The organism is Pseudofrankia coriaricola, from assembly GCF_001854805.1.
In the GTDB taxonomy this organism is placed as follows: Bacteria; Actinomycetota; Actinomycetes; order Frankiales; family Frankiaceae; genus Pseudofrankia.
In genome coordinates this window covers 1-13,380 of record NZ_MBLO01000022.1, presented here as the reverse complement: position 1 = coordinate 13,380, position 13,380 = coordinate 1, and the positions used below count along the sequence as shown (strand labels likewise).

General features: G+C 68.7%; 8 protein-coding genes. 5 read left to right on the top strand and 3 right to left on the bottom strand.

Annotation, left to right across the window (positions count from 1 at the left end; translation table 11 throughout):
* The 3 genes from BCD48_RS03915 to BCD48_RS03905 form a co-directional block, all read right to left on the bottom strand.
* Positions 1–3,732, bottom strand: a complete 3,732-nt coding sequence (locus BCD48_RS03915; protein WP_083418136.1) for an AAA family ATPase — start codon at positions 3,730–3,732, stop codon at positions 1–3.
* Positions 3,733–3,890: 158 nt separating this feature from the next.
* Positions 3,891–4,142: a hypothetical protein gene (locus tag BCD48_RS03910; RefSeq protein WP_071046846.1), complete on the bottom strand. Its 252-nt coding sequence runs from the start codon at positions 4,140–4,142 to the stop codon at positions 3,891–3,893.
* A gap of 26 nt (positions 4,143–4,168) precedes the next feature.
* Positions 4,169–4,429 carry a hypothetical protein gene (locus tag BCD48_RS03905; RefSeq protein ID WP_071046845.1) on the bottom strand — a complete coding sequence of 87 codons (261 nt, stop codon included), beginning with the start codon at positions 4,427–4,429 and terminating at the stop codon, positions 4,169–4,171.
* Positions 4,430–4,618: 189 nt separating this feature from the next.
* On the opposite strand from BCD48_RS03905, the gene BCD48_RS03900 reads away from it, so the two are divergent.
* The 5 genes from BCD48_RS03900 (at position 4,619) to BCD48_RS03880 (ending at position 13,343) form a co-directional block, all read left to right on the top strand.
* Entirely contained in the window at positions 4,619–6,130 is a 1,512-nt protein-coding gene (locus BCD48_RS03900) for a hypothetical protein (RefSeq protein WP_241841491.1), read from the top strand.
* Positions 6,127–6,906: a hypothetical protein gene (locus tag BCD48_RS03895; protein WP_071046844.1), complete on the top strand. Its 780-nt coding sequence runs from the start codon at positions 6,127–6,129 to the stop codon at positions 6,904–6,906. The genes BCD48_RS03900 and BCD48_RS03895 overlap by 4 nt, the downstream gene beginning before the upstream one ends.
* A 23-nt stretch (positions 6,907–6,929) precedes the next feature.
* Positions 6,930–11,423, top strand: coding sequence for a hypothetical protein (locus BCD48_RS52890; protein ID WP_071046843.1), 4,494 nt, complete (start codon positions 6,930–6,932; stop codon positions 11,421–11,423).
* Between the two features lie 83 nt (positions 11,424–11,506).
* Positions 11,507–12,478 (top strand): Wadjet anti-phage system protein JetD domain-containing protein, encoded by a 972-nt coding sequence (locus BCD48_RS03885; protein WP_083418135.1) that lies wholly within the window; start codon positions 11,507–11,509, stop codon positions 12,476–12,478.
* 487 nt (positions 12,479–12,965) lie between these two features.
* Positions 12,966–13,343 carry a hypothetical protein gene (locus BCD48_RS03880; RefSeq protein WP_071046842.1) on the top strand — a complete coding sequence of 126 codons (378 nt, stop codon included), beginning with the start codon at positions 12,966–12,968 and terminating at the stop codon, positions 13,341–13,343.
* Positions 13,344–13,380 lie beyond the last annotated feature (37 nt).

Below are 13,380 nucleotides of genomic sequence, written 5' to 3'. Positions count from 1 at the left end.
TCATGACCGTCTTCCGGCTGCCCTCCTGGCGGCCCGTCTTGGGGCCGCGACTCCCATGACCTGCTTGGCCATCTCGGCCCATGCGGGCTGGTCGACTCCGCCGCGGTCGTCGGTCCAAACGAGGACACCGCGCGAACCGTCGGCGTCGGGCTCGTCATAGGGACGGAACCCGTTGGCTACGTACCATGCTTTCTTCCTAGCCCAGTCGGCGACGTACCTGGGGTTGCGCATCATTCCCAGGTGCTCCCAGATGATCTCGTCGCCCGAGGCCGTTTCGATGGTGAAGTCGGGGTACTTGGTGACTCCGTCGATGGTCAGGGGCTGCTCGTAGGACCACCGATCCGGAACAATCTCGTCCAGTATCGAGGCGATAATGACCTCATTCTTGCTGCGCACGAGTACGTCGCCCGGGGCCACGTGGATTAGGTTGCCATCGAATCGGCGCATGTCGTCGCCGATGGTGAGCTCGCGCGGCGCCGGTCTGCGGAAAAGGTCGGTCATGCGGCGCGCGGTCTCCGACAGCGCCGGTGACGCCAGCGCGAAGAGGTCGTCCACCGTGCCCTCGTGCAGGATCACGACCTTCTTCGTCTGCCGAGTCAGCGCAGTGTAGAGCAGCTCTCGACTCACAGCCACGCGCGCCGGCAGTACCAAGAAGGTGACCTCAAACTCAGAGCCCTGCGACTTGTGGACAGTCACCGCCCAGGCGAGTTCCAGCCACGGGTCCTCCGACGACGATGGCCTGTAGCCATAGGTCGCTCCGATCTGTGAGGAAAATTCGACGTTGGCGTAGGTGGGCGACGTGCTTGCCCGGCTGACCACTACGCCGATCTCGCCGTTCGCGACGTAGTCGAGGCCGACACCGTCGGGCCAGGCCTTGGCCCGGCTGTTGTTGCGGGTCTGCATGACCTTGTCGCCGAGCACGATCTGTTCGGGTCCAAGCGGCTTCGGGGGCCGATGACCGTACCGTCTCTGTGCCCACTCCAGGTCGCCGGCCCGATACTTCTGTTTGAGCAGCCGGTTGAGCTCCACGGTCCCGAAGACACGCGAACGCGTTGGCGACAAAATCTGCCATTCCTCGCAGCGGTCGCCCGCTCCTTTGAGGCCGAGAGGCCAATTGACCCATTTCCCGTCCGGCGAGATCCGTCCACCGTAGGTGAGCTTGAAGGCGCTCTCCGGCTCCGGGGTATCCGTGAGGCCAAGCTCCTCCTCGATCGCCGCCATGAGGGTCGCGACGACACCAGCATCGCCCCACTGCCGGTAGGTCAGGGTGTCCGACGGCTTCCCGAGGCGGAGCTGCTGCCAGATCTCGTCGGCCGCTCCGGGAAGGTCCTCACCGCCGAACCAGCGCGCAAGCGCCAAGTCGTGCCGCTCGCCGTCCTCGCTCTTCTGACGTCGGAACACGGTGAGCTCCACATACCCTGGCGCGCTCCTGACCGGACCGGTGAACTCATCGGGCTTCAACCATTCGACGATGTCGACGAAGGGACGACCGGCACCGATTGGCGGCAACTGCCGATGATCACCAACCAGGATGAGACGTTTCACGCCCTGCAGCGCGCTCAGCGTCGAGGCCAGCATCTCCTCGGTAAGCATCGACGCCTCGTCAATCACGACCAGGCCGAAACGGGAGCGCTTTGACTTTTCCACGGGCAGGTACCGCCCGGTATCAGGGTCGTAGCCACGCTTCTTGACCAGGAAGCTCGCGAGTGTCTGTGCTTTGTGGCCGACTTTGGTCTGCAGCTGGACCCGCGCCTTGCCGGTGGGCGCGAGCAGAAGGACTCCGTCCTGAGCGATCTCCGGGCGTGCGACCAGCGTCTTGAGTAGGGACGTCTTGCCGGTGCCCGCTGGGCCGACCAGGACTGAGAGCCGCGCGGCGAAGAGTTCGCCGAGCCCGGCCGCCTTCTCCACGCGAGCCAACTCTTCCTCAGCGTCCGAAGAATCGGCTGTGCCGAAGGCGGTGTCGATGGACGTACGAGGGTCGAAGGGCACGTCGAAGCGGGGGGCCAGGCGGCGTTCCCGCATGTGCTCGGAAATATCCAGGCCGGCGTCGTAGAGGTGCTGCAGTTTGTACGCGGGCAGGTCGCCCTCGAGCTCGGCCGCCACCAGCGCCGTCGACCGCTCGTAGTCGGCAAGTTGCGCCGGATCGAGCTTGTGCGCCACGAGCAGCGGGTGGGAAATCGGGCATGCCCGGGTCAGCGGGATGTTCGAGGCAGCGGCCAGCATCTGCGGCTCGCTCGCGAGCGTGTCGCCCTCCTCGGCGAGTCGTTCCAGGACCTCGACCATCAGCGCTTCGAGACGTCGCGCGTCTCCGGGATCGTCGAGGCCAATCAAGGTGTCGACCAAGTTGACCCATGGGACATGCCTGGCAGGGAAGCATGCCTGGTCGACGGTGGCCAGCGCGATCGAGTGAGGCGACCGGTATGTGCAGGTGGCGGCGCAGTATGGGTTGTCCACGAGGTCCGCGGCGGTGACCTGCCAGGTGGAGCGCCCGTTCATCAGATCGGCGACCTGCTCCCGGTTGACGTCCATTGCGGAGAGGATCTTCAGCGCGGTCCGCTCGTCGGACTCGAAGCCCCGCCAGGTGAGCTTGATGGACGCTGGCAGACGGAGCTCCGCGCCGAGGGGGTCGCGCTGGTCGAGCGCCCGCTCGACCAAGCCCCAAGGGTCTCGGATCCAGTCGGGCTCGGCGACCAGCCGCCGCACGACCCGGTGAGCGGACTCAACACCGAGGTGTCCGAGCACCGCCGCGAGGCCCGGAGCCGGGCCGCGCAGCTGCCACAGGCGCTCGATCTGCTGATCGGCCCATGCAATGGCGGCGGGAGGCACGGCAACGCCAAGCGCGGCCATGCCGTCGGCGGCCGCGCGGAGCGAGTTGAGCGCGGCGATCGCGGTGTCGTTGGAGACATGCTCGGTGACGTAGGAGAACTCCACGGCTGCGTCCTCGGGCGCCCATGCCAAGGCGCCACTCACGTCCTCCCCGGCCTCCAGCAGCGGGATCAGCTCCTGATAAGGCAGCAGGATCCCGTTTTTCTGGTCCGGGCGAAGGCTGTGACTGACGAGCGTCTCCCACATCGCGGAGTCAAAGGGCTGTCGGCCCGACTGGTTCCACATCGGCGGGGAGGCCACGGCCGTCACCGTGGCGGCACCAACGAGCAACCGCCGCGCCGATTCCTCCTGCAAGGGCGAGTGCTTGAGGTAGATCAGGACCAGGCTCTCGCCGGCGACGACATCCTCGAAGAAGCGGTCCATCAGTGCACGCTGATTGCGCCCGTCCATCACCCACCCGGGCGTGAACCTCAGCAGTTTGTTGACGGCGTCCTCACGCTCGGACCGATACTCGCCGGTCTCCTCCCAGAGTTCGGCCTCGACGGTCTCGCGGCTCAGCCAGCGGAACGGCACCGCCTCGAACGCGTACGGCGGCACCGAGACCTTGGTCGGCTCGAGGTGTCCACTGAGCGCCCTGTTGAACCGGTACGGGTGCTCCTTCTCCAAGACGTACCCGTGGGCGGACATAAAGGTGCCGCGCTCCGACAGGCACGGCAGCTGGTCGTACCGAGGTAGTTCGGTGAAGGACCTGCCAGCGACGTCCGTCTCCCAGTCATCCCGCCGCCTGCCGCCGATGTTCTTGAGCAACAGGCATGAGCTGTTGTCGAGCGGACTGTGGCAGACCTTGTCGTCCCAGAGCCGGTCGCGCCACGGTACACGCATGGAGATGTGCTGGACGGTGGTCAAGGCTGCTTTCTCCGATCAATTCACCGACTACTTCAACCCGGAGAGTCAGTGACGACTGAGGCCGAATCCCAAACTCGAGGCCGTCGAGGCAGGACGCTCCCGCCCTTGGCCCGCAGGGTGAAGAACTCGTGACAAAATACAGCGGGATGGCTCGTCCGTCACATGACGACCAAGCGCACGCTGGCGAACGCTCGCATCTTCGCCATGAGCGACTCCAGACGCTGCGCCGAGGGCATCGAAGGGCTCGTCTTGATCTGTGCCAGCGTGGCAGGACCCGACTTCCAGGTCTCCCGGCTGAACGTCCGCGTCAGGGCGGAGGCATGTTCCTCAGCTACGGTGTGCCGCTGGCGGTAGTAGGCAACCCGGGTGGCGGGCTCACCTGGCGGCTCGTCGAGACCTTCCAGACTCACGGCCGAATCTCCGTCGACGACGAGGGTTACGACGTCACCTCGTTGGCGAGGATCTCCTCGATCCGCTCGGAGATGTCATGCCGACCGCTGCGCCCCACACCGCGGGCGCCCAGGACCCGCCGGCCACCGCGCGCTTCGCCGCGCTCGATAAGTTCCGCCAGACTCGCTGGCACGATCGCCGCCAACCGCCGGCCATGGTCGGTCAGGTAGACGACCTGGCCCGACTCGGCGACCTCGCGAGCCACAAGAGCCAGCCGCTCACCCTCGGACAGCGGCATCTCGATCATGACAACATCGTAACGCCGTCAGCCCCCGCGCCCGAGCGGTGACCGCGGCGCGAAGCGGGCCGAAGGCTAGCGGTAGCGAGCCAGCGCGGGAATCGGTGGCGGGCTCTTCAACGTGCGCAGCGGTGACTCGATGTGTGTCGCGGCGATGGGCAGATCAGGTGAGTCACTGTCGCCTATAGTGTTCGGATTGTGACCAACCGGGGGGAGATGGGTGGTGACGTCCTCGCGATCGACGAGGGGCTCGCTCGTCGGTTGAAGGCTCTGGCCTGTACGGGGCCGATCCATGACCTCGACGCGCGGAAGTCCCGGCTGGACTTCGCGGAGGCTTCGGTCTACGCGATGGCGGAGATCGCGTTCCAGATCCTCGACCAAGTGGCCATCGCGATGGACTTCGACCGTGGGGCGGGGCCGGAGCAGGTGATCGCCCGGGTTCGGCCGTTCGTCGCGGCGCAGGCTCCCGACCGAACGACAGCCGAACACGAGCAGGTGGCCCGGTGGGTTCTCGACAATCTGATCAATGTCGGCAGCGTCGACCGTGGGTTCCAGGTCTTCTACGGCACGATGGCCGACGGTCGGTATCGGCGGCTCACGTTCTCGTTCAAGCTCTTGGTCGAACTGGTTGGTGCCGACGGTGAGGTGTACCTGCGCGCGTCCGACGAGGCAATCAACGTCCTGATCGGTGCCCTGGACACCGACGTCGAGTCCGCGCAGATCGCCGCCGAGATCAAGCTCCAGAACTTGATCAACCGGGGCAAGTTGGCGGATGCCCAGGCCGCCGCGCTACAGGCCAGGTACACGACCATCCAGTACGCCGAGCAACTGCGCCGGCGTCTGGATGCGACCCGGCGCGACGTCCGCTCGGTCGACTGGGAGCAGGAGATGCCCGAGCTGATCGCGACGGCGCTGGCCCATGTGGAGGCTCGTTACAGGCAGGAGACCGCGATCCTGGCGACGATCCGTTCGGTCCGGAACGAGGCGGTCGAACCGGAGCGCAAACGCAAGGCGGCGACGGTCGTCGAGATCGTCGAGATCGTCGAGGAGTGCATGCGGCGGCACACCCAGCTGCAGACGCGGCTGCTGGACGCGGGGGGCCTCTTCCGGACAGAGCAGGACCGCCAGCAGTTCTCCGGCCCGCCGCTGCGTGCGACGGTGGACCTGTTCGGCCAGCTGCTGGCGCCGACGCTCGACCTGCCCGTCGCGGACGCCGAGAAGCCGACTGGCGAGTTCTTCCGCGCGGGGACGGGGCTGAGGCTGCCCGTCGTGCCGCGGCTACTCGACATGGTCGAGCTGCTGCTACGTCCCGCGCCCGACCGGACGGACCTCGGCGAGAGCCTTCCGGAGCCTGAGCTGGAGCCGTTGCCCGACCCGGAGGTATTCACCGCCGAGCAGTGGAGGTGGGCGGAAGAGCTGCTGGACGTGTCTGAGGTGCCGCGCAGGCTGTCTGGCCTGCTCGCCGACGCACGGGCGGCGGAGGCCGAGCTACCCAGGCTGGTGATGCTGCTGGCGCTGCACGCGGTGTCGCCGGAGGTCGGCACCGCCCGCAGGCAGGGCGATGACCGGATTCTGATCGCGGTCGACGACGGGACCCGGCTCGACGACGAGGGGTTCGGCGGGGCCGACCTGCTGGTGGGTGTCGCTCGGATCTCAGGCCACGACGCTGCCCACGCGGACAGCGGCCTGGCCTCGGAGGGCGCGGCGTGAGCGAGAACCCAACCATCACGGACATCGCTGACGCGGCCCAACTGGTCGCTTTCGGCATGCGGCCGCGACTCGTGCCGGCCCGCGACCGTTCCTACGCGGACCTGGTGCGCCGGCACGCGACGGATGAGATGTTCGCCGCCGCCACGGCGGCGGTCGTCTCAGGGCTGGGCCTGGTCATCCTGGGCTGCTCGGACCGTACGGGCCTGGTGCTGGCGGCGACCGATGAGTCGCTGTTCGAGCTGAAGATGGAGGACTACTCACGCCGCGCCGTGGTCCGGGACCGTCGGGAACGGGTGCTGCACGGTCTCATCCATCTGGCTGTCGCCGCGGTCGCGTTTCCGCGGCCCGCGGACCTGGCTGACGACACCTATGTCGGCCGGCTCAGCGTCGAACAGGTCGACGCGGTTGTTCGTGAGTCGTGCCGGATGCTCGACGAGCGGGCCGCCGCGGCGGAGGAGAACCTCGACCCGCCGGAGGAGGCGCCGGAGCTGGAGCGGACCTGGCGGGTCTATTCCCGGCGAACGGAGGTCGGCGGCACGCGGGACTCGACGCGTGCCATGGTCACGAAGGCGATGAAGTTCCTCGCGGAGCAGGGCTTCCTGATCCAGGTCGGCGGCGATGGTGGGAGCACGTACCGGACAACGCCGCGCTACCAGGTGCAGGTGCGTGAGCTCGCCGCCGGTGCCGCGTTCGACGAGCTCCTCCAGCTCGGGGTCGTCGTCGTAACGGACGGCACCGGCAGCCTGCACACCATCCGCGGCGACCTGCTGGGCTGAGCCGGAACATAGGGGGTTTGAGGGTGTTCGAGCTGGCGCGGGTGCGGCTGGTTTCCGTCGGGCCGAAGGGTGCCCGTTACCAGGACGTCACCCTTGACCTGCGCAACGTCGGCGCCCCGGTGTCGAGGCCAGCAGCGCAGCCGTCCATGTTCGATCTGGATGGTGAGACGCCAGCCCATACCGATGTGCCGCGCAGGCCGAGCCCCGCCACGGTGTTGTTCCTGGAGAACGGCGGCGGGAAGTCCGTGCTGATCAAACTGATCTTCTCGGTGATGCTGCCCGGCCGGCGCCAGATAGTCGGGACGACGAATACCCGCGTGCTCGAGAACTTCGTGCTCGCTCGGGACGTCGCGCACGTCGTCCTCGAATGGCGACACGTACGGACCGGCCAGGCGGTCGTCGTCGGCAAGGTCAGCGCCTGGAAGGGCGAAACCGTCTCCAGTGACCCGAGCCGGTTCGCGGAGGCCTGGTATTCCTTCCATCCGAGCCCGACACTCGCCCTCGACACGCTTCCGGTTGTCGAAGGAGACAAACCGGTACGACTCCCGGGCTTCAAAGACCGCCTCAATGAGGCCCACCGGGCGGATCCAGGCCTGAGATTGGGCTGGGAGACCGACCAGAAGGATTGGACCGACCATCTAGCCAGTCTTGGGCTCGATCCGGAGCTGTTCCGCTACCAACGGCGGATGAACGCCGGCGAAGGTGAGGCCGCCGATGCCTTCACGTTCCGCTCAGACGAAGCCTTCGTCGACTGGCTGCTGACAGCGGTGACCAAGGAGGAGGAACCCCGCGGCCTGGCGGAACTCGTAGACCGGTACGCGGCGCGGCTCTCCCAGCGCGGGGGCCTGACCGCCGAGCGCGACTTCGTCGTCGGCGCACTGGCGCACCTTGAGCCGCTGGTGGCCACCGCCGGTGCGGCCGAGACCGCGAGGGCCGGGCTCGAGGAAAGCCGGGCCCGGGCAGGCCGGTTCGCGATGTCCATCGAGTCCCGCCACGCGCACGAGAAGGAACGCCTGAGAATCCTGGAAGAGCGGCTCGAAACGGCCCGGACCGTCGAGCGCGACGCGGACAGCCGGGTCCGCCGGCTGAACCGGATCACCGCCGAGCTCCGCCGGACGCTGGCCGGGCTGCGACTCGCCGCAGCCGTGGCCGAGCAGAAACGGCTCACCACGCTGCTGGCCCAGCGTCAGGAGCGGGTCGAGGCCTGGCGGCAGACCGAGAAGATCCTGGCCCTGAACACGGCCCGGGAGAAAGCGGTGGCGATCCGCCGGGTCGTGGCCGAAAGCGAAGACAGCGCCGCGCCAGCGCTCGCCGCCCGCGACGCCGCAGCCCGCGGGCTGGCACGCGGGCTGCTCGCCGTCGCCGATGCCGCCATGGCCGAGGCTAAACGCCACGATGCCACGGCCACGACGCTCGACGAGGAGGCCAAGGCGGCCGACGACGCGAGGAGCGACGCTGACAAGGAAGGCGAGCAGGAGAAGGCCCGCGCCCAGAGCGCGGCCGCCCAGGTGGCTGCGGTGACGGCGGCAGTACGGGCCGCGGTCGCAGACGGCCTACTCACCTCCCCCGACGAGGACGTCGCCGCCCGTGCCGAGGCCCGCGCCCATGCGGCCGACGAAGCAAAGGCACGGGTCGGGTCCACCGAGGCCGAACGGGACAGGCTGGACGGCGACCTGGCGACATGCAACGACCAGTTGCTGGCCGCCGAGGGCGCATTCACCCGGGCCAGGACCGACGCGGCCGAAGCGGCGCGGCGCGCGGAGTTCGCGGAAACATCCGCGGCGGACCTGATGGAGGACGAGCGGCTCGCAGCCCTGCTCGGCGTCGACCGCATCGAACTCGACACCGACACACCGTCACTCCTCGTCCGCCTCGAAGAGGCGATCAAGAGCGCCGAGAACGAGGCTGACAACCTACGAAGTGAGAGCCTGCGCGACCAGCGGCTCCTGGACACGCTCGGCTCCGGTGGGCTCCTGCCACCCGCCGACGAGATCGGCAAGGCGCTCGCCCTGCTCAAAGCCGCGGGCATCACGGCCTGGCCCGGCTGGAAATACCTGGCAGCGGTCCCGCCGGATCGGCGGGAGAACGTCCTGAGATCCCATCCGAGCCTCGTCGGCGGCATCGTCCTCAACGACGGCGCCGATCTCGACGCGGCTGAACGGATCCTCACCGAGGCGCGCCTGTGGCCGCGCTCGGTCGTCGCGGTCGGCACGACGATCGCCATCACGAACGAGTCCGCCGCGCCGCCGGCGGGCATCGGGTTCCTCGTCCCGCCGAACCCTGCCCTGTTCGACGCCGACCAGGCCGAGGCCGAACGCGCCGCTCTGTCCCGCCAGCAGGAGCAGCGCAAGGCGCGTCACGACGAACTGACCGCTCAGCTCACTACTGACCAGGAGCTGAGCCGTCGGCTGACCGCCTGGCGAGACGGCTACCCGCCGGGCACCCTCGCCGACCTGCGGGCCGTGCGCACCACCACGGCCACGGTGATGGCCGAGGCGAAGACGGCCGTCGACGGCGTCCGCGCCGCCCGGGCGGAGGCCAATGAGGCGCTCGCCTTGGCCCGGCAAAGCTTGCCAGGCCTACGGCAAGCCGAGGACGAGACGCGCCGCTCCGCCGAGCTGCTCGCTGCCCTCGCCGCTCGCACCGCCACCGTGCCCGGATTCGAAGCGACCGTCCGCGCCGCCAACGTGGCGGTCGCCACCCACGAGAGGCAGGCCGAGATACAGCGGGACACCGCCGTGCGGCTGCGCCGCGAGGCGGGCGAGGCGCGCCGGGCGGCCGACGACCAGCGCCGCGTCGCCGCGACCAGCCGCGGCGATATCGGCGAGATCCTCGGAGCGATCGGATACGAGTCCGAGCCGACCCCGACTCTGCCCGTTTCCGCACTTCGGGAGGCATACAAGGCAGCGAAGGAGGCCTACGAGCGGGTCTCAGTCGGAGACGACCTCCGAAGTGACCTGCGGGCCGCGGAGCGGGCGGAGGCGGCGGCACTGACTGCCGTCAACGGCATCCGCCCGGAGTCTGCACGGGCGCTGGCGGTCGCTCTGCTCGCCAGTCCCGACGGCGCCGACGCGCCGGCCCGTGAAGCCGCGGCCGAGCGGTGCGGGCGGGAGCTGCGGACCGCCGACGAAGAGCACACGGAGCAGGCTTCTCGAGTCGGTGAGCTGCGTAGCGAGCACCGCAGGTTGCCCCCGCAGGAGGTGACACTCGAACCGCCCTATACCCGCCCGACCACGATCACCGACGCGGAGACACTCGTCGCACGCGCCGAGCAGGAGTGGGAGGACGCCCGCACCCTCCATGAGACGGCGCGGACCCAATTGGGGACAGTGGACCGTGAGGCCGGGGAGGCTCGGGGTCTCGTGGGCAGGTTCGACGCACACCGGTCCGCGCTCGCGATCGTCATGCCGGCCGTTCCCGACGCCACCGTCGTCATGTTCGCCGGGAACGTCGAAGAGGCTGGCAGACGCCGCGCGGACGTCCTGCACGAAGTCGAGGAACGAACCGGACACCTCGACGAGGCCGACAAAGCTGTCAGGAAGGCAGCGGACGCACTCGCGTACACCGTCACGACGAGGTTCGCGACAGTCACGAACCCGGTACGCCACCAGATCATCAGCGTCGGCCGGGACGACCTCCCCCAGCACGCCGCGGCCTGGGAGGCGGCGCTGCGGCCCCGGCTGGCCACGCTGGAGATCGACCTCGGCCACATCGACCGGCACCGCGGCGCGATCCTCGTCCAGCTCCGCGGTCTGGTCGAGCACGCCCTCGGAACGTTGCGCCTGGCCCGCCGGCTGTCCGAGCTACCCGACGGGCTCGGCGACTGGTCGGGCGAGCAGTTCCTCCGGATCACCTTCGAGACCGCGGAACCCCGGCTGCTCGAGGAACGCCTTGGCGCGGTCGTGGACGACGTGACGGAATCCGCCGCGGCACCGGGCGGAAAGGACAAGAAACCGATCCGTCGCGACGGGATGAGCCTGCTGCTGCGGGGAGTCCGGGCGGCGATGCATAAGGGTGTCAAGGTCGAGATCCTCAAACCCGACGCTGTGCTGCGCGCGGAACGGGTGCGGGTCGCCGAAATCGGCGACGTGTTCTCCGGAGGCCAGCTGCTCACAGCCGCGATCATCCTGTACTGCACCATGGCGGCACTGCGGTCCAACGACCGCGGCTACGCCGACCGCCGGCACGCGGGAGTGCTCTTCCTGGACAACCCGATCGGCCGTGCCTCGGCCGGCTATCTGCTGGAGCTCCAGCTCGCCGTCGCCGACGCCCTGGGCGTCCAGCTGATCTACACCACCGGTCTGTTCGACCTGAACGCGCTCAGCGTCTTCCCACTGATCATCAGGCTCCGCAACGACGCCGACCTGCGCGCCGGACTCAAATACCTCACTGTCGACGAACTCATGACGCGCTCCCTTGCCGGCCTCGGCGAGCCCGACGGCGGCGGGACCCTGACCAGCACACGGGTCTACACCCGCCCGGCCCCGGCGGGCACGTCGGCGGGCCGACCCGCGTGAGCGCCGACGACGTGTCGTTGGCACCGCTCAGCCCGCGCGCGACTCGGCTCGCGGCAACTCTCGCTTCTCGCACCACTCGACGCGTGAGCCTTGACGATCTGTGGAGGCTGCTGGACGAGGCCGACCCGGCGCTCGGGATGAGCGTGCATAGGCGGGCCGTGCTCCGAGAGACCCTCGACGAGCTCGCCCGCCACGAGATCGTCGTCATGCCCAGCCCACGGTCCTACGACCGGCTGGCAATCCCCGAGCTACCACGGTTCGTGACCCTCCCGAAACCGGACCTGGCACCCGCCCCACGGCACGACCCCGTCTGGCACCCGCACCTGAACTGGGTACCCGGCACACCGCTGACCCCCACGCAGCGGGCCGACCTGGAAAAGATCAACGAATGGCTGTACGCCCGCCGTGGGGTCGTTTCTGTCCCGCTGCGCGAACGCTCCCTGGAGATCTTTGGCGATGAGAAGCGGCTTGGCCGCCTCCTGACCAGCCAGTTGTTCGCCGACGGCCGCCTCGCCCTCGAGCTGCTGGCGACTTACCGGGTCGTTGTCCGGTTCACCAGCGAACAGGTCGGACCCGGTGACCTGTTGCTCATCGCTGAGAACAGCGACACCTTCGACTCACTCGTTCGTGTGCTGGTAGAGCGCGCAGGCCACCGGGTCGGACGGGTTGGCTGGGGCGCGGGCGGCGCGTTCGAGGCTTCGGTCCTGTCCGTCGGTAGGTTGGACCCGCCGGTGGTCGAGATCGCCTATTTCGGAGATCTCGACGAGAAAGGCCTGCGCATCCCGGCGAACGCGGCGGCCGTGGCCGTTCGGGAGCGGCTCCCTCCGGTAAGGCCCGCGCACGGGCTCTATGACGCCTTGCTGCGCCGCATGCGTCCCGGCCGCGCCCCGAAGGTTGTCACCGCGGCCACGGCAGCGGAACTGGCCATCTGGCTCGGACCGTCGCACCGCACGGCCGTCGAGGATCTCCTGACGAGCGGCAGACGCGCGGCCCAGGAAGCTGTAAATCGCGACTACTTGGCCGCCCATGACGACTGGCTCTATGACCTGAGCTGACCCAGACCGGCCATACCAGATGATCTTGATTGGTGGTGTGCGAGGGGCGTCATGTCGTCGATCTGCCGAACCGGGCCGGCGATACAGCAGTGGCCGGCTTCGGGGCCGAAGCCGATCTCGATGGCGTGGCGCCTCGGGCCTCCCAAACGCCCGCATTACATACAGGTGTGTGGCCAGGCTTAGCGACCGGCAGCGTGAAATTCTCGAGTGGATCGGGGACGGCACGCCTGAGCGTGCGTGGCCTGATTTCAGCCACCGTGTGACCGCCAGGGCGTTGGCGTCCCGCGGCTTGGTCCAGGTCCGTGGCCATGGAGCGGCATGGACCGCGACGATCACCGAGGCTGGAAGGTTGTTGCTTGCCGGTGGTACGACGGCCGGGACGCCGGAGGTCAGGACATCGCCGTCCCGTCCAACTACGGACAGGACGACGGCCGCGCCCGTTCCGGCGCCGTTGACAGGCGATCCGGAAATCTCCGGGACGACCGTGATGGACCGGGTGCTCAAGGCCGGCGGAGTGCTGCGGATCGAGAACCCGCCCGCGGCGGTCCGGGCGGCCTACCGGCGCGCGCTCGCGTCGATTCCCCTGGACGAGGTCCCTGAGGGAAAGCGGCTCATCTACCGGGGCCGCGATCGGAGCCACCTGGTGATCGAGCTGATCGACAAGCCGGATCCCGGCCCGCCACCTCCTGCACCTATCCCGATCCCGCACACCGCCGACCTGGGCCTCCCGCTGTTGGCGCACCTGGCCGCGCACCCACAGCTCCTGGACGTCTCCGAGAAGACGCGGGACCGGGCGCTGCGCCTAGTCGCTGGTTGGTCAGGTTGGGGCGACCAGTGGGTGGGAGTGGCTCACGTGGTCAAGTAGCGCTGCCAGTTCTGGTGGGGGTGGGGCGGTCGACCAG

What these genes read in the sequence shown, in the direction of transcription:
- BCD48_RS03905 (WP_071046845.1), bottom strand. Translation starts at nt 4,429, where the DNA reads ATGATCGAGATGCCGCTGTCCGAGGGTGAGCGGCTGGCTCTTGTGGCT.
- BCD48_RS03880 (WP_071046842.1), top strand. Translation starts at nt 12,966, where the DNA reads ATGGACCGGGTGCTCAAGGCCGGCGGAGTGCTGCGGATCGAGAACCCG.